Consider the following 16,202-nt stretch of genomic DNA (forward strand, 5'->3'; position numbering starts at 1 on the left):
GAGATTGTGACGCCCGCCTCAGGCGGCGTCGCTTTCACCCTGTTGGCCGGCCGGTTCATCCTGCCGGCCTTCGTTTTCCCGCTCCTCGGAACCATCGTCGTCATCGCGCATGAATTCGAGATAGCGGCGCAGGGCTTCGGCTTCCGAACGCTCCGGCAGGCGGCCGTCGGCACTTGCCAGCATAAAGGCGAGGGGCAGGGCGCCCCTGGTCTTGGGGACCGAGACCGGCGTCAGCGCGGGCTCCTCGGGCCGCCGGGTCGAAAGCAAGGTGATCGCTTCATCGGTCGGGCCGTCACCACGCACGCGTGCAGACGGCTTCAGCGCTTCCGCTGCATAGGCCGCTGTCGTCGCGGATACTGTGACGACCTGTGTCACGTCTTTCCTGCCTTGCCATTGTCAATCCATTCTTTTCGCTCAACTCCACTTGCAGGCGTGTAAAAACCGACGCCTGCCTTTTAATAAAATCCTAACGGCGGCCGGATTGGCGGCGTTTGCGGCCAAAGACCAGGAACACAAAGCTGTACTTGCGATATCACTAAAGTGCGCGCACACTCGCCCAGATAGAAACGGGGAGGCTTCACATGACCGAGCGAAGCATACTGGAAACCCGGGTGCGGGCCCTCTACAGCGCCCGCGATGTCAACGACCTCGACACCATGATGGCGCAACTCGATCCCGAGTTCAGCTTCCGCATCGTCGGAAACGGCAGGCTCGGCACCATGGCGCTCGCGGTCAATACACCGGAGACGGTGCGCAGCAGTTTCGAGGCGCTCGTGCAGAACTGGGACCTGAGCGAGATGGAGATGGTCGGCGCTTACGTCGATGGCGACACCATCGTCGTCCACCGCGCCGGCGTCGTCTGCTTCGTTCCCTCGCAAACCCTCGAACGGACCGAGATCATCGACAAGTTCACGTTCCGCAACGGCCGGATCGTCGATCTGACAGAGTTCGTCGACACCTTGTTTGTTGCCGAGACGATCGGGCTGCTGAGCACGCGGGGTGTAGACTATTCGCCCTCGACTCTCGACAGAATGAGCCTTTGAACCTCCGGATCCTGGGATCGGATGGCGTTCATCAACACGGAGAGACGGCCACGCAGGCCGTGGATCTGGTCGAGTAGCCGCATGGCGACATCGACGCCATCGTCGTTGACGCCCATCGGACCTGTCAGATCCTGGATCAGTCGGGCGCGGGCAAGGTCGGCCTCTCCGAACAGCCAGCCGGCCTCCACCTCCTGCGGCATCAGCCAGCGCTGTTCGACCCAGATGCGCAAGACCTTCACTTCGATATCGAGGTTTTCGCAGAATTCACGGTCGTTCATGCCTGGCCTCCCATGCCCTTGCGCGGGTCTTCCGTCTTTCCGGCCGCCCAGGTTTCGACGAAGGCGGAAAGCGCCGGATCAGGGGTCTGCGGCAGCACGATCTTCAGGCTGACATAGGCGTCGCCATGGCCGCCGCCGGGCTTGTGCAGACCCTTGCCCTTCAACCGCAATGTCTTGCCGGTGTTGGTGTGCGGCGGGATCGTGACGTTGACCGCGCCGTCGATCGTCGGAACCCGGATCTTGCCGCCGAGCACCGCTTCGCTGAGCGAGATCGGCACTTCATAACGAACGTCATCGCCATCGGCCGCAAACAGAGAATGGGCCCGGACGCGAATGTCGATCAGGGCATCTCCCGCCGGCGCGCCATTGAAGCCGGGCTCGCCCTTGCCGCGCAACCGCAGCGTCTGGCCGTCGCGCGTGCCGGGCGGGATGGTGAGATCGAGCGCCGGTCCGCCGCCTGGCAGGTTGATTTCGGTCCTGGTGCCGTTGGCCGCGTCGAGAAAGCCGATCTCCATCGAAAAATGCAGATCGCGGCCACGCCGGCGTTGCTGCTGGCCGCCGCCGCGACGGGAAAAGAAGCTCGAGAAGATATCGTCCGAATCCGCGAAGTCCGAGAAACCGTGGGCATTCTCGTAGCGTCCGGCCGTATCGCCGGAGGAGGCGTATTCGCGATAGTAGTGGCGGGGCGCAGTCTCTGCCCCCGTTTCGTCGATTTCGCCACGGTCGTATTTGCCGCGCTTCTCCTCGTCACTGAGGAGCGCGTAAGCCGCCGAAACCGCCTTGAAACGGTCCTCCGCCCCCTTGTCTCCTGGGTTCAGATCCGGGTGCAGCTTCTTGGCAAGCTTTCGATAGGCGCTCTGGATGTCCTTTTGTGTCGCTTCGCGGCTAACGCCGAGCGTTTCGTATGGGCTCGTCATGGATCTCCCTCAGGCGGCAACGATCAAGGTCGGATCACGGGCGCCCTGCGTGCGCGATGGTCATGCGACTTCAATCACTCGCCTAAGAGCATAGGGCGGATTTCTGCGCGCGACAGGGGCAGCGCGCCATGCGTGACGCATTGTCGCCAACGCGCCACGCAACCACCGGCACCTTCGACCATTTCGCGCATTCGCGATCTCTGATACAATCAACGACGAATTATGTTCGAGGCGCGATGTCGCCTTGGAGCCCGGGGAGGTCGAAATGTCCGTCCGCCTGCAACTCGCCATCATGGTCGGCCTGATGATCAATGCCATTCTGTTCGGGATCGGTATCGTGACGGTTCTCTCGGTCCCGGTGCTTGCCGACAACGCCAAGTATTCGATCCCGGCGCTGGTGGTCGCCTGCTTCGTCACGACGCCATTCGTCGCCTGGATCATGGCGCCGCGGCTTCGCCTCAGATATTGGCAGGAGCGGGAACAGGCAGACAAGCACCAGCCGATCTAGCCAGCGCACTCACCGATCATTGACCACGTTTCACGTTCATCCATGAAATTAATGGGTGCGCGAGCCGCCAAACGGTCGCCGGCACAATTTACATCTTCAACGACCAAGCGTTTTGTTATACCACCGACTAGATGCCGCTTGTCGTGTGCGATAGTCCTCATATATCCACTAGTCTCAAGGACATAGCCGCTGTTAAGGCCCGAAAGGAACCGACTTCATGAGAACGATCGTATTGCTGCTCGCACTCGCTACCCTGACCGCTTGCTCGCAGACCGGCGGCGGTGGCACGCGCGTTGTTGGCGGTGACGGCGACTACTACCAGGGCATCGTTGCGCCCCGCTAAGGCGATCGTCTCCGCCGATCATTCGGCGGGTGCGGGCGCGCTTTCGCGGCAGGGACGTGCTGTCCGGGGAGCCGCCACCGGGCTGGCCTCGAAACCGCAGGCGGTGAAGGTCAGATTCTACCGGGCCGCTCCACCGTTTAGAGCAACGGCTTGAGACCCATCATGATTGACGATGGGTCCATGTCCAGCGGCCATCCTCCTGGCAATCCAGTATGGCGTCATAGAGATCACGGGCATCGCTCTCTTCACCGTTGTTGATGCAGGTGATCGCATTCTCGGAGAGCAGGCTCAGCACTTTCCGGAACGTCTCGTGCCCAAGGGTTGCCTCGAGCCGGTCAACAAAGACATATCGCGGTCTCGCGAGAAGCACCTTGGCCACAGCCAGAAGCTGTTGCTGCCCCAGGGACATTTCCCGATCCAACTCCTTCTCCAGTGCGTGAGTGTCGCAGGCAAGGCTCTCGAGACCAACGCCGCGCACGACCTCAAGAATACGACTGTCGGGGATGTCGTCCGGTTTATCGCCGGGCAGAAGAACCTGCCGAAGCGAACCCGGCGGCAGGTAAGGTCGCTGCGGAAGAAACAACAGGTCGTTCGGGCGGGTGATCCGCCCGGTACCGGCGGTCGGAATTCCGGCGGTCGCCCTGAAGAGCGCTGCGCCTGCAGCCGCATGCGATCCCGATATCAGCACCGGCATTCCCTGCGGGATCGATATCGACAGGTCGTGCAGCAAGGCGTGGCCGCCGACCGAGCCCAACGTCACATGCTCGAAGACCAGATCGCCCTCCCGCTTGACCAGTTCGACGCCGGTCGCACCCCTTGTTCGGCTCTTCTCAATGGCTTCCAGCAGGGAACTCAGCCGGGACACCACCGCGGCGAAGTTCGAGATAGAGTTGAACTGCCGAACGATCAGGGAGAACGCGCCGACGAGCATCGCGAATGCGGCACCGGATTGCGTGATGACGCCGAACTCGATTTCCCCTCGCATGAAAGCGGGCGCAATGATCAGGTCCGGGATGATCTGTATCATCCAGTTATACCCGCTCGTGAAATAGGAGAGGTTCCGGTTGACAGCGGTGATGACGCGGATGTTGCCGACGAGGTCGTCGAGGCGGTGGATCAACCTTGTTCTTTGCTGCCCCTCGACGCCCGTCACCATCACCGACTCGGCGTTCTCGCGGACATGCATAAGGCTGGATCTAAAGCTCGCTTCCTTGTCGAGCCGCTCGTAATTCAGGCCGATGAGAGGGCGTCCCAGGACGATCGTCATGTACGAGCCGCAGGCGGCATAGAGCACGGCCACGACGAATAGCAGCGGGCTGATGGACCACAACACGCCGGAAAACGTCACCACCGTCAGCGTGCTGCTGAACAGCATGATGATGTAGGAGAGCGTCGTGACGGTGAACGCCTGGATGTCTTCGGATATTCGCTGGTCCGGATGGCTCAGCGTACCCGAGACCTCCACGCGGTAGTAGGTCTCATTCTCCAGATAGAGATCGACAGCGCGCCGCGTCATGAATTCGCGCCAAAGCAGCGCCAACCGTTCCTCGACAAAGCGTGCGATGACACCGGTAACGGTGAGGACGGCAAACACGCACACATAAAACACGGCCTGCCGGATGAACTCGTCCATCTGGCGTTCGGCGATCGCGGTCATGAAATTGCGGCCGACGTAGTTGTTGACGACGTTGAGGCCGTTCAAGCCGAACAGCAGCGCCATCAGTCCGACGAACATCCACCTCGCCCTGCCGCCGACTTCAGAGGTCAAGAGCATTCGAACAGCCCGCGCAAAGCGAAGTGCGGTTGTTCTGATCGGCACTGGCTGGCTGTCCATCAGAGTACCTTTGTTGATTTGGCCCTCAGAGCCAGCCGCCGGAGAAACCTGCTCGCCTCAACCCCACCACGATCGGCGCACATCGGCGCATGATGTTCCATAGCAAGCCGGTTCGGTAATTCTCGATCATCAGGACCACCGGGCCCTGGTCGATGCCGAAGTGGTAGGGGCTGACCCACCAGCCGGAATCGCTTCCCTCGACGGGAAAGCTTCGGTTGAAGGAGGGCTTGAAGCCGTAAAGCTTCGTCATGCCGAGGCTCATGCGGGCGCAGTTCCAGACTGTCGGGATGACGATCTCCGGGGCAAACGGCAGCGAGGCGACGACGGCCCAAGGCGACACGGTACCATCGTCCGGGCCGAAGGGGGCGCCGCGGGCGAGGTAGTCGAAGAACTCTCGTTCGGTGCCGTTCACCATGCCCTTGGTCCAGCCCGGTCCGTCGCTCGCCGTGAAGCCCCAGCAATGCTCGCCATAGCCAACGAAATTCAACGGGTTGCGGATGGCATATTCCTGCTGGACGAACGTCGCGTGCCGGCTGTTTTGGAAGTAGTCGCTGTTGTGTTCGCGCATGAATTCGTCGCGGATGCCGCGGAAATCGATCCACATGTGCGAGAGCTGGTGCGTAAATAGCGGTCCCGAATAGAGCAATTCGCGACCGTAAAGGTTCCGCCAGTCGTAGCTCGCCGTATAGGCCGTATAGGCTTCCGGCGGTAGCGGATGGGTGGGCGAGCCGAGGCCGAGGATATAGAGCAGCAGGCCCTCGTCGTATCCACGCCAGCGATAGGGAATGAAGCCGTTTTCCGGCCGCCAGCCGTGGGTGAGCGTTAGCCCGTGGTCGCAGGCCCAGTTCCAGTCGGCCCGTTCATAGAGTGCGTTTGCCACCCTGCGGATTTCGACTTCCTCGGCATCGTCGCCGTCGAAATAGGCAGCCACCGTCAGAGCACCGGCAAAAAGGAAGGCGGAGTCGATCGTCGATAGTTCGCACTCCCAAACGCGTCTGCCGGTTTCGATATCGAGGAAATGATAGAAGAAGCCCTTGTAGCCGGTGGCGTCCGGCTCAGGACCTTGCGGGCATTGCAGGAGAAACTGCAACCGCCGACGCGCGATCTTCGCGGCAAACTTGCGAATGACGATGCCGCGCTCGACAAGTACGGGGATCGTCGCGAGCGCCATGCCGATCGCCGCGATGCTTGCGGGCGCATCTTCCTGCGTCTTGTCGCGCACGAGCCCGTTGTCGGGGTTGGTGCAATGCAGATAGTAGAGCAGGGTGGTGAACTGCAGCCGCGCAAGATCCTGCTCGGTCGGCATCCGGTTCAGTTCGGGATCTGTCGACAACAATTCCGACATAGCCAGCCAGCTGCGATTGCGACGCGTGGTTCATTCATCCAACGTAGGCGAGACGCTCCCTCCGGAGCGACCCGCGAGCGATCAAGCGATCGGAGCAAGGTCGTCAATGCGGCAGCACGCAGGCCCTAGACATTGTCGCCTTCCGTTGACGTCGACGGTTTTGCCTGTTGCGCATCCTTGACGCCCCATTTCCAGCCGCTGATCGAGGGCATGTCGTCGCCATGCTTCTCGATATACTCCCGATGCTCGATCAGCTTGGCCTGGATTGCCTGCTTGAAATAGGCAGCGCGCGCACCGAGTTGCGGCAGGCGGTCGATGACATCGCCGGCGAGGTGGAAGCGATCAAGCTCGTTCAGCACCACCATGTCGAACGGCGTCGTCGTCGTGCCTTCCTCCTTGTAGCCGCGGACATGCAGATTGTCGTGGTTGGTCCGGCGGTAGGTGAGGCGGTGGATCAGCCACGGATAGCCGTGGAAGGCGAAGATGATCGGTTTGTCGCGGGTGAAGATGCCATCGAAATCCCGATCGGAGAGACCATGGGGATGCTCTTCGGCCGGCTGCAACTTCATCAGGTTGACGACGTTGACGACCCGGACCTTCACTTCCGGAAGATGCTCGCGCAGCAATTGGACCGCAGCCAGCGTTTCCAATGTCGGAACATCGCCGCAGCATGCCATCACGACGTCCGGCTCACTATTGGCATCGTTGCTCGCCCATTCCCAGATGCTGACGCCCATGCTGCAATGGCGCACGGCCTGTTCCATCGTCAGCCATTGCGGGCCTGGCTGCTTGCCGGCGACGACGACATTGACGTAGTTGCGGCTGCGAAGGCAGTGATCGGTAACGGACAGCAGCGTGTTGGCATCCGGCGGCAGATAGACACGCACGACTTCCGCCTTCTTGTTGACGACGTGATCGATGAAGCCCGGATCCTGGTGGCTGAAGCCGTTGTGGTCCTGGCGCCAGACATGGGAACTCAGGAAATAGTTCAGCGACCCGATGGGCCGGCGCCAGGGGATCTCGTTGCAGACCTTCAGCCACTTGGCATGCTGGTTGAACATGGAATCGATGATGTGGATGAACGCCTCGTAGCACGAGAAGAAGCCGTGGCGGCCGGTCAGGAGATAACCTTCGAGCCAGCCCTGGCACTGGTGTTCACTGAGCACCTCCATGATGCGTCCATCCGGTGAGAGGTGGTCGTCCTCCGGATAGATCTCGGCCATGTAGCAGCGGTTGGTGACCTCCAGCACATCCTGCCAGCGGTTGGAGTTGTTTTCGTCCGGGCTGAACAGACGGAAGTTCTTGGCATCCATGTTGTTCTTCATCACGTCGCGCAGGAACTTGCCCATGACGCGGGCCGCTTCCACCGTAGTCGCGCCTGGACGCGGTACGTCGACGGCATAATCCCGGAAAGCCGGCATCTTCAGGTCATGCAACAACAGCCCGCCATTGGCGTGCGGGTTGTCGCTCATGCGGCGATGGCCCTTTGGCGCGAGTGCTGCGATCTCCGGCTGCAGCCGGCCCTGATCGCTGAAAAGCTCCTCGGGTCGATAGCTCTTCATCCAATGCTCGAGGATGCGGATGTGCTCGGGCTTGTCCATCTCGCCCATCGGCACCTGGTGCGCCCGCCAGTAGTCCTCGCATTTCTTGCCGTCGATCTCCGGGGGGCAGGTCCAGCCCTTCGGCGTACGGAAAACGATCATCGGCCAGGCCGGCCGCTTCAGATTGCCCCTCACGCGGGCATCGTCCCAGATCCGGCGAATCTCGGCCATCGCGGTATCGAGCACAGCGGCGAGCTGCTGATGCACGCTTGCCGGATCATGCCCTTCGACGAAATAGGGCTTGTAACCCATGCCCTCGAAGAACTTCTGCAGCTCGTCCTTCGGAATGCGGGCAAGGAAGCAGGGGTTCGCGATCTTGTAGCCGTTCAGATGCAGGATCGGCAGGACGCAGCCGTCACGGGCAGGGTTCAGGAACTTGTTGCTCTGCCAGCCGGTCGCAAGCGGCCCGGTCTCGGCCTCGCCATCGCCGACCACGCAGGCGACGACGAGGTCCGGATTGTCGAAGGCCGCGCCATAGGCGTGGCTCAGCGCATAGCCGAGCTCGCCACCCTCGTGGATGCTGCCGGGCGTTTCCGGCGCCACATGGCTCGGAATGCCGCCGGGAAAGCTGAACTGCTTGAACAGCCGCTGCATGCCCTCGGCGTCTTCGCTGATGTTCGGATAGAACTCGGTGTAGGTCCCTTCCAGATAGGCGTGCGCCACCAGCGACGGCCCGCCGTGCCCCGGACCGATGATGTAGATCATGTTGAGATCGTCGCGCTTGATCACGCGGTTGAGATGCACATAGAGCATGTTGAGGCCGGGCGAGGTGCCCCAGTGGCCGAGCAGGCGCGGCTTGATGTGTTCGCGTTTCAGCGGCTCGCGCAGTAGCGGATTGTCGAGCAGATAGATCTGGCCGACAGACAGGTAGTTCGAAGCGCGCCAATAGGCGTCCATCAGGCGGAGTTCATCTGCCGATAATGGCGTTGTCGAATGCGAGCTCCCGGATGCCGTCTCTTTCATCGATGCCGTTTCAGGCGAAACCATCTGAACCTCCCGATCATTAGGACATTGCCTGGATTTCTYCGGCTTGCAGTCGTGCAAGCCACTGCAGTCTTGTAAGTTCGCTACGGTTGTGCTGTTTCCCGGTGAAGGGCGGAATGGTGGAACGCCTGTCTTCGGACGACAGCGGCAGGGATCGTCTTGCTATTTCGGCGCCGCGAACACGTCCGTGCCGCGGCGATCTCGCGGCGGGCGCTATTGCGGATAGGGCTCGGAGAAGTGCTCGACCACGCCCCGGACGCCACGCACGCTTTCGGCGAGGATCCGCGCGGCCTTCCGGCAGTCGGCAGTCTCCACGTTGCCCCACAGATGGACGATGCCGTCGGTGACCGCGACCTTCACATCCAGCCCTTCGAGGCCAGTGTTCTCGCCGAGGCGCACGAGAATGCTGCGCCGGATGGCGTCATCCCCCGCAGCCGTCTCATCCTGCTTTGCTGCCAAAACCGCCTGCAACAGATCGGCGCGGCTGACGATGCCGACGAGAACGCCGTTTCTGAGGACAGGAATGCGCTTGATGCCGCGCTCCTGCATCAGCGCCGCCACGCGCGCAACGGACGCACCTTCGTCGATCGTGACCGGATCGGCTGTCATCGCGTCGCCGACGCGCCAGGAGGACCGCCTTACATAGGCGCTGGCCCGATCATCGGCGCCCAGCGTTGCGTCTACCACCGGCACGCCGCCGCCAAGCTCCGTCCGACGGATCAGATCGCCTTCACTGATCAACCCCACCAGACGGCCTTCATCGTCAACGACGGGGATGCCGCTGACATGATTGTCGAGCATGATCCGGGCTGCCTGTCTGACGCTGTTGTCAGGGGAAAGTTTGACGACGGACGTCGTCATCACATCTTTAACGCGCATGTCGATCCAACCCAGAAAAGGACCTTGGTACCGTCACCAGCGAGCGTAAGGTAAACCTATCGTGGCGGTTCGACAACCTGTTCCTGGGGGCGATACTCGAGTTGGGCGCTGTCGTTAGCCGCCCCCGCTGCAGCTTCTAGGCGAGCGTGCATACTCGTGCATCGCTCGACCGGGTTTCGCTATCTCGATGTGCGCAGGATGTTCCTGGTGGAGCCGAAGAACGCTAAAGCCTTGTTTCTTAATATCTTTTTGTGTGTCTTTTCAGTCCATTATTTTTGAGTAGCTGTTGCTAATAGTGCCCAATTATGCCTAATTGTCCCTAGTTGTGAATATGGCAATGAATAGGGCACGAGATGAGCGGCAAAACCCCCAAAAACCAGAACCAAACCCATGCTCGGGGAGTCGAACCCTCGGCCCCCAAGAACCGCAAGATTGCGCCTCTCACGTGGCATCGGCAAGACCGTGCCGGCCCCGGTTCTTTCGTGTTGGTGAAACAGGGCAAGCACGGGCCAACGGGCGAATACTGGATAGGCTCGGCGGCGATGGTATCCGAGCAGGCGRCACTCGAAATCGCGGCCGGGTTGCGGGACAGGATAATGAAAGGCGAAGACGTGTTTCAGGAGAAGCGCGACCGCAAGAAAATGACCGTCACCCTCGGTTGGTGCTGCGATGAGTTTTGGAAGGTTCATGAGCCGACACTGAAAAACGACAAGCACAAAAGCCAGTGGGTCCACGGGCTTACCGTCAAATGGAAGGCGCTTCGCGACAAGCCGATTTCCAAGGTGACGATTGACGACGTGACCCGCGTCATCAAACCAGTTTGGGAAACCACCACCGAGACCGCCGAAAAAAACATCGAGCAGCTATCCAAAGTGTTCAAATGGGCGATGGCTTATCGCTATTGCAAGGAAAACCCGGCGGATAAGTCCATTTTGAAAAACCGGCTCGGCACCCCGCGCAAGAAGGTTGCACACCTCGCCGCCTTGCCGTGGCGCGATATGCCGGCATTCATGCCGCGCCTTCGCGCATCCGTTGGTCTCGGCGCTCGGGCGCTTGAACTGGCGATTCTCACGGCATGCCGCACAACGGAAGTCCGGGCCGCTCGCATCGAGGAATTCGACCTGAAACAGAAGCTTTGGACAATCCCCGATACGCGCATGAAGGGGAACAAGGTTCACATTGTCACCCTCACCGAATCGGCGATTGACCTGATTGCCACATTGATAGGGGACAATAAGACCGGGTTGCTGTTTCCGGGGCAGGGCGAGGGCGATAAGCCGATTTCCGACATGACCATGAATGCCGTGCTTAAGCGGCTGAAAGTCGATTGCACCGTGCACGGTTTCCGCTCGTCATTCCGCGATTGGGCCGGGGCGAACGACCAGCCCCGCGAGGTTGTCGAGGAATGCTTGAGCCACGAAGTCGGCAACGCGGTCGAGAGGGCTTACAAGAGAGAAGCGCTGTTGCGGCAACGTCGGGACGTGCTTGAGGCGTGGGCCAAGTATCTTGCGCCCAAGGCGTCCAATGTCGTGGCTTTAAAAATTTAGATTTTAGAATTTTCTGGCCAGAAAGCAGCTATTTTCATGAAGGTGAGGGCCGGTTTTTCCGGCCTTTGCTTTGCCGAAAACGTTGCAAAAATGGAAACGAAATGCTGTTTCCGCAGGTTTTCGCCGAAACAATCTTGCTGACAGGCGGATAAACTTAGACATTATTGGTGTTCACCAAAATCCAATAAGGGACAGGTGGACCATGAATATTCGCCCCGATTACGAACCGCTCGAAAGAGCCCTTGCCCATATCGGCCGGGGTCGCAAGTGGTATTACAAGCACCGCAATGAACCCAATTTTCCCGCTGGCAAGAACGTGCACGGCCGGGTCTATGTGAAGGTCTCGGCGCTCTTTGCCTATATCGACAGTTGCCCCGACAATGTGCCCGCACCGCTCCCGCCGGTAACGGGAAAGCGCGGCCCCGGCCGGCCGCGCAAAATCCAACCCATTATTGCCGCCGAATGAAACGCCGCCCGCCTCGGGAGATTCGAGGGGAGCGGCGCGAAAGGCTCTTTGCAGCGAGCTAAATATAGGCGTGCACCCCTCGAATGCCAAGCGGGCGTTTTCCATCAAGGGAATCGCCATGCAGATAGAACTTGACGCCATCATCACCGACGACGCCGCGCAAATCCGCGTCGGCGGCACGAATCCCGAAACGGTCACCGAATACGCCGAGGCGATGCAAGGCGGAGCCATCTTCCCGGCCGTCATCCTCTTTAGCAACGGCGACGGCTTTTTCGCCGCAGACGGTTTCCACCGCATCGCCGCCGCAAGGAAAGCGGGGCTCGGCGCTATCCCCGCCGAGGTGCGGCAAGGCACCTTGCGCGATGCAATCCTGCACGCGGCCGGGGCCAACGCCGACCACGGCCTCAGACGCACCAACGCCGACAAGCGCCGCGCCGTCACCACACTGTTGACGGACCCGGAATGGGCCGGCTGGTCGGACCGCAAGATTGGTGAGGTTGCCCGCGTCGACCACAAAACGGTCGCCTCGATACGTCGGGAACTCACTGGGGAAATCCCCAAGGCCCGCAAGGTGGGGAATTCCCCACTCAGCCACGCCAACGGTACGCCGGTCGGCGGCTCGATGGTTGGCCGGTTGCTCGCCACCCTTTCCGATGAGGCGTTGATAGCCGAGTGCCGCCGCCGGGGCTTGGTGGAGGTGGTCGATGATTGACTATGACTCGATTAAGGCAACAGCCAAGGCGCTCAAATGCCGCGCCACGGACCTCATTGCGCTTGCCGAGGGAAACGACCCTTTCTATGCCGGCTTGCCTTATCGAAAAAGCGGGGCGGAATGGTTCGCCGGCCTCTGGCAACAATTCGGATGGGGAAGCGGCGTTCATCTTCGCCGGCTGCATTACATACTGATTTCCACCACGGCGCCGGTCCTGAAACCGGATGGCACGGCATATCTCAATACGCTCGATGACTGGAAGATGCTCACGCGGGCCTCACTCGCCGCCCGCTACCTCGGCCTTATTCCTGCCTCGCACCTGATAGACCGGCGCAACCCCGACCCGCAGGTCTTCGCCATAAACAGCCCCGTCGCCGGTTCGGTATCGCCGAGCATCGGGGTCGCCAACCGGATGCCGTCATTCGCTTACGACCTTCCCGACGTCGGAACCGACGACGCCCCGGATACGCCAGCGCTATACGTCTACGGCGTCCCGAACGGCCAGCCCTATCTGGTTGAAATCTGGTGTGAGAAGTCCACGCAAGACGACATTCTTGTGCCGCTCTGTCAGCGCCTCGGCGTCAACTATGTGCCCGGCATGGGTGAGACTTCCGAAATGCAGGTGCGGCAAGCGATAGAGCGCTGTATCGACGCGGGCCGGCCGATGCGGATACTCTACATTTCGGATTTCGACCCGGCCGGCCGCTCAATGCCGGTGGCCTGTGCCCGCAAGATTGAATTCATGGTGCAGGACACCGGCCTCAATCTCGATATCAGCTTGCAGCCTATCGCCTTGACGCCCGAGCAATGCGAGCAATTCCGACTGCCCCGAACGCCCATCAAGGAAGGCGAGCGCCGCGCCGCCCGCTTCGAAGAACGATTCGGCGAGGGTGCGACCGAGCTTGACGCGCTCGAAGCGCTGCACCCCGGCGCACTGGCGCGGCTCGTTGAGGAAGAAGTTTGTCACTACATCGAGCCGGCGCTGGCGAGCCGGTGCAGGGTCGCCGGGTGGGAGATAGACAGGCGGTTACGAGCGATAACCGACGACGTGCTTGAACCCTATCAGGACGAAATCGACGCGATCGCCGAGCGCTACGCCGAGATTCAGGACGAACTTAACGCCGCCATCGACGCGGCGCGGGAAGGTATGGAGCGGCTCGAAGCGGACGCCGCGCCGCTCTGGCAGTACATCGGCGAAAAGCTCGAAGAACTGGCCACCGGGATTGAAGTGGAGTCCCCCGAGCCGCGAGAGGCCGAGCCGGTCGAGGCACCGCTGTTTGATAGCGAGCGCTCATATTTCGAACAACTGGACCACTATCGCCGATGGCAGGGGCGCGACGAATGATGCATGGCACAGCAATTTCCCCGCTCATAGAAATTATCAAAACTTGGTGCAACCTCGGGGCCGTCGTCTTTCCGGTGAGGGGCGACAAGACCCCCTTGCTCAAGGATTGGCGAAAGAAAGCCAGCCGCGACCCGCAACAGCTTCACGATTGGTTCGCCCCGGCTCGGGATGGGCATTTGGCCTATGGTATCGAGTGCGCCCGCTCGGGCCTCGTCGTTGTCGATATCGACATGGCAGACGGCAAGGACGGCGAGGCCGCTTGGAATGCGTTGCTTGCCGAACTCGGGATAGCCGAACCGGCAACATACCAGGTGGCAACGCCGAGGGGTGGCAGGCATCTCTATTTCCGGGCACCGCCCGGATTGGAAATCAAGAACAGCGCCGGGAAGCTCGCCGAGAATGTGGACGTGCGCGGCTCGGGCGGTTTCATCATCGGGCCTTTGAGCCGAACCGCCGCCGGCATCTATGAGCCGCGTTTTACCCTCAAGGAAAGGCCCATCGCCGATTTGCCGCCCGAGCTTGTCGAGCGCTTGGGGAAACCCAAGGCACGATTGCCGGCAGCGACCAAGTCGACCGCGACGGCGAGCGCTGGCGAGCGCGAAGGCGGGATGAAGGGACTTGCAAAAGAGCTTGCCAACTTGCGCGCCGCAAAAGCGGGTGGCCGTAACGACGCCCTCAACAAGGCGGCCTTTGCGGTCTTCGCCCTCGTCAAAGGCGGATATCTCGATGAGGCCAAGGCGAGGGACCACTTAAGCGAGGCGGCGGCAGAAATCGGACTTGAGGCCGAGGAAGTCGAAAAGACCTTGGCGAGCGCTTGGGACGCGGCCGAGGCGCGAAGGGCCTATGACGACGAACAAGGCGAAAGCCGGCAGAATCTTGAGCTTGAGGACTTCTTTTATCACCTGCCGTCCAAGGAATACATTTTCCGCAAGACCGGCGATTGCTGGCCCGGTGCCAGTGTCAACTTGCGGGTCGCCCCTCGCTTCAATGGCTATGACGACAAGGGCGAGGAAAAATGGTTGCCGGCCTCATCCATCATCGCCGCTCGCCGTTGCGTCGAACAGATGACTTGGTTTCCCGGCTATCCCGAACTCATCGTGGGCAAGCTCATGGCCGGCGGCGCGCTCATCGATGAGCCTACGGCCCGGATTTACAATCTCTATCGTCCCGGCCCGAACCTTAGCCACGGCAACCCGGCCAAGGCATCTCGATGGCTCGACCATATCAACGGCATATACCCCGACGACGTGGACCACATCGTCACGTGGCTTGCCCATCGGCTGCAACGCCCCTTCGAGAAGTGCAATCACGCGTTGGTTCTCATTGGCGAACAGGGCGTAGGCAAGGACACAATCTTGTATCCGGTCATTCAGGCGATAGGCCGGTGGAACCATCAGGCGATTTCGCCGCAAACGCTACTTGGCCGTTTCAATAGCTGGCAAAAGTCGGTCCTGTTGCAAATTAACGAGGGGCGCGACCTCGGCGAGGTGGACCGCTATAGCTTCTATGAACGTTCGAAACCCATCATTGCCGCACCGCCCGACTCGTTGCTCGTGGATGAGAAGAACCGGCAAGAATATTCCGTACCGAACGTTTGCGGCGTCGTCATCGGTTCGAACTATCACACGGACGGCCTGTATCTGCCCGAGGACGACCGGCGGCACTATGTCGCCAAGTCAGAACTGGAAGTTTCCCAAATCGCCTCGGACTATTTCCGCAATATCTATCGATGGTTCACGAAAGAGGACGGCATAGCCCACGTGGCCGCCTACCTCGGGCAGATTGACCTATCCGGTTTTGACCCGGCCGCGCCGCCGCCAAAGACTCCGGCCTTTTGGGAAATCATCAACAGCGAACAGGCCCCGGAAGTCGCGATGTTGCGTGAGGCCATCGACCAGATAGCCGCCGATGCCGGCGAGTATCCGACTATTCTCACACTCGACATGTTGCGCGCCAAGGCACCCCAAGGAAGCCCGCTCGACCTATGGCTCACGGATAAGAAATACCGCCGGCAAATCCCTAAACAGCTTGAGCGCGCCGGGTTCGTCATGGTGCCGAGCAGCGCCGATAACAAGCTTTGGACCGTCAACAACAAACGCGTGGCCCTTTACGGATGGAAGAAAATTCCAAAGCCAGACCGTAACGCGGCAGCAAAGGCGTTCCAATGAGCTTTTGCAGTGGTTGCAGTGGTCGCACTGGTTTTGAAACTGCCCAACTTCTCGCGCGCGTGAGTACCACCCCCGTTTCTTGATTCTAGATTTGAGGGCTGAAGGGGAAGGGTGGAGGAAGGATGGAAGGGGCAAAAGGAAAAGTTTAGCGATTGTGGAACCACTGCGACCACTGCGACCACTGCACCGAAATCGTGCCAGCTTGGCCGGAAGACTCGCCCCCTCGGGGCGA

At 60.7% G+C, this 16,202-nt stretch carries 15 protein-coding genes; 8 read left to right on the plus strand and 7 right to left on the minus strand.

Features of this window, described 5'->3' with window-relative positions:
- Positions 1–18: 18 nt before the first annotated feature.
- On the minus strand, positions 19–375 hold the full coding sequence (locus tag AB4Z53_RS14410) for a hypothetical protein (RefSeq protein WP_291154941.1): 357 nt from the start codon (positions 373–375) through the stop codon (positions 19–21).
- 206 nt (positions 376–581) lie between these two features.
- On the opposite strand from AB4Z53_RS14410, the gene AB4Z53_RS14415 reads away from it, so the two are divergent.
- A complete protein-coding gene (locus AB4Z53_RS14415) occupies positions 582–1,043 on the plus strand; it encodes a nuclear transport factor 2 family protein (RefSeq protein ID WP_441596400.1) in 462 nt (153 codons plus the stop codon).
- Here AB4Z53_RS14415 and AB4Z53_RS14420 read toward each other — a convergent pair.
- Positions 1,007–1,321 carry a chaperone modulator CbpM gene (locus AB4Z53_RS14420; RefSeq protein ID WP_441596401.1) on the minus strand — a complete coding sequence of 105 codons (315 nt, stop codon included), beginning with the start codon at positions 1,319–1,321 and terminating at the stop codon, positions 1,007–1,009. The two genes, AB4Z53_RS14415 and AB4Z53_RS14420, sit on opposite strands and share 37 nt — an antisense overlap.
- A complete protein-coding gene (locus AB4Z53_RS14425; RefSeq protein WP_441596402.1) occupies positions 1,318–2,238 on the minus strand; it encodes a DnaJ C-terminal domain-containing protein in 921 nt (306 codons plus the stop codon). Before AB4Z53_RS14425 ends, AB4Z53_RS14420 begins: the two co-directional genes overlap by 4 nt.
- Positions 2,239–2,503: 265 nt before the next feature.
- On the opposite strand from AB4Z53_RS14425, the gene AB4Z53_RS14430 reads away from it, so the two are divergent.
- Complete coding sequence (locus AB4Z53_RS14430) at positions 2,504–2,746, plus strand: hypothetical protein (protein ID WP_113539993.1); 243 nt, start codon at positions 2,504–2,506, stop codon at positions 2,744–2,746.
- Between the two features lie 217 nt (positions 2,747–2,963).
- Positions 2,964–3,089, plus strand: coding sequence for a hypothetical protein (locus AB4Z53_RS14435; protein WP_291154950.1), 126 nt, complete (start codon positions 2,964–2,966; stop codon positions 3,087–3,089).
- Between the two features lie 160 nt (positions 3,090–3,249).
- Here the strand turns inward: AB4Z53_RS14435 and AB4Z53_RS14440 are convergent, their stop codons facing one another.
- The 4 genes from AB4Z53_RS14440 to AB4Z53_RS14455 all read right to left on the minus strand — a co-directional run bounded on the left by AB4Z53_RS14440 (position 3,250) and on the right by AB4Z53_RS14455 (position 9,732).
- The gene (locus AB4Z53_RS14440) at positions 3,250–4,923 is read right to left on the minus strand and encodes an ABC transporter ATP-binding protein/permease (RefSeq protein WP_113539992.1); all 1,674 of its coding nucleotides are present in this window, start codon (positions 4,921–4,923) and stop codon (positions 3,250–3,252) included.
- 25 nt (positions 4,924–4,948) lie between these two features.
- The gene (locus tag AB4Z53_RS14445) at positions 4,949–6,268 is read right to left on the minus strand and encodes a glucoamylase family protein (protein ID WP_113539991.1); all 1,320 of its coding nucleotides are present in this window, start codon (positions 6,266–6,268) and stop codon (positions 4,949–4,951) included.
- Between the two features lie 125 nt (positions 6,269–6,393).
- Positions 6,394–8,856 (minus strand): phosphoketolase family protein, encoded by a 2,463-nt coding sequence (locus AB4Z53_RS14450; protein ID WP_441596403.1) that lies wholly within the window; start codon positions 8,854–8,856, stop codon positions 6,394–6,396.
- 210 nt (positions 8,857–9,066) lie between these two features.
- Entirely contained in the window at positions 9,067–9,732 is a 666-nt protein-coding gene (locus AB4Z53_RS14455; RefSeq protein WP_113539989.1) for a CBS domain-containing protein, read from the minus strand.
- Between the two features lie 353 nt (positions 9,733–10,085).
- Here AB4Z53_RS14455 and AB4Z53_RS14460 point away from each other — a divergent pair, with 353 nt between their 5' ends.
- From AB4Z53_RS14460 to AB4Z53_RS14480, 5 genes are all read left to right on the plus strand, one after another.
- Positions 10,086–11,279 carry a tyrosine-type recombinase/integrase gene (locus AB4Z53_RS14460; RefSeq protein WP_441596404.1) on the plus strand — a complete coding sequence of 398 codons (1,194 nt, stop codon included), beginning with the start codon at positions 10,086–10,088 and terminating at the stop codon, positions 11,277–11,279.
- 202 nt (positions 11,280–11,481) lie between these two features.
- Positions 11,482–11,745 (plus strand): hypothetical protein, encoded by a 264-nt coding sequence (locus AB4Z53_RS14465; protein WP_441596405.1) that lies wholly within the window; start codon positions 11,482–11,484, stop codon positions 11,743–11,745.
- A gap of 70 nt (positions 11,746–11,815) precedes the next feature.
- On the plus strand, positions 11,816–12,457 hold the full coding sequence (locus tag AB4Z53_RS14470; RefSeq protein WP_441596406.1) for a ParB/RepB/Spo0J family partition protein: 642 nt from the start codon (positions 11,816–11,818) through the stop codon (positions 12,455–12,457).
- Positions 12,450–13,802 (plus strand): hypothetical protein, encoded by a 1,353-nt coding sequence (locus tag AB4Z53_RS14475; protein WP_441596407.1) that lies wholly within the window; start codon positions 12,450–12,452, stop codon positions 13,800–13,802. Before AB4Z53_RS14470 ends, AB4Z53_RS14475 begins: the two co-directional genes overlap by 8 nt.
- The gene (locus AB4Z53_RS14480) at positions 13,799–15,970 is read left to right on the plus strand and encodes a bifunctional DNA primase/polymerase (protein WP_441596408.1); all 2,172 of its coding nucleotides are present in this window, start codon (positions 13,799–13,801) and stop codon (positions 15,968–15,970) included. Before AB4Z53_RS14475 ends, AB4Z53_RS14480 begins: the two co-directional genes overlap by 4 nt.
- Positions 15,971–16,202 lie beyond the last annotated feature (232 nt).

Source organism: Ensifer sp. 2TAB8 (assembly GCF_052115125.1).
Taxonomy (GTDB): Bacteria; Pseudomonadota; Alphaproteobacteria; order Rhizobiales; family Rhizobiaceae; genus Ensifer.

Bases quoted from the DNA above. Each gene is read 5' to 3' on its own strand.
- AB4Z53_RS14415 (WP_441596400.1), top strand. From the start codon at position 582: ATGACCGAGCGAAGCATACTGGAAACCCGGGTGCGGGCCCTCTACAGC.
- AB4Z53_RS14420 (WP_441596401.1), bottom strand. From the start codon at position 1,321: ATGAACGACCGTGAATTCTGCGAAAACCTCGATATCGAAGTGAAGGTC.
- AB4Z53_RS14425 (WP_441596402.1), bottom strand. From the start codon at position 2,238: ATGACGAGCCCATACGAAACGCTCGGCGTTAGCCGCGAAGCGACACAA.
- AB4Z53_RS14430 (WP_113539993.1), top strand. From the start codon at position 2,504: ATGTCCGTCCGCCTGCAACTCGCCATCATGGTCGGCCTGATGATCAAT.
- AB4Z53_RS14435 (WP_291154950.1), top strand. From the start codon at position 2,964: ATGAGAACGATCGTATTGCTGCTCGCACTCGCTACCCTGACCGCTTGC.
- AB4Z53_RS14440 (WP_113539992.1), bottom strand. From the start codon at position 4,923: ATGGACAGCCAGCCAGTGCCGATCAGAACAACCGCACTTCGCTTTGCG.
- AB4Z53_RS14445 (WP_113539991.1), bottom strand. From the start codon at position 6,268: ATGTCGGAATTGTTGTCGACAGATCCCGAACTGAACCGGATGCCGACC.
- AB4Z53_RS14450 (WP_441596403.1), bottom strand. From the start codon at position 8,856: ATGGTTTCGCCTGAAACGGCATCGATGAAAGAGACGGCATCCGGGAGC.
- AB4Z53_RS14455 (WP_113539989.1), bottom strand. From the start codon at position 9,732: ATGCGCGTTAAAGATGTGATGACGACGTCCGTCGTCAAACTTTCCCCT.
- AB4Z53_RS14465 (WP_441596405.1), top strand. From the start codon at position 11,482: ATGAATATTCGCCCCGATTACGAACCGCTCGAAAGAGCCCTTGCCCAT.
- AB4Z53_RS14475 (WP_441596407.1), top strand. From the start codon at position 12,450: ATGATTGACTATGACTCGATTAAGGCAACAGCCAAGGCGCTCAAATGC.
- AB4Z53_RS14480 (WP_441596408.1), top strand. From the start codon at position 13,799: ATGATGCATGGCACAGCAATTTCCCCGCTCATAGAAATTATCAAAACT.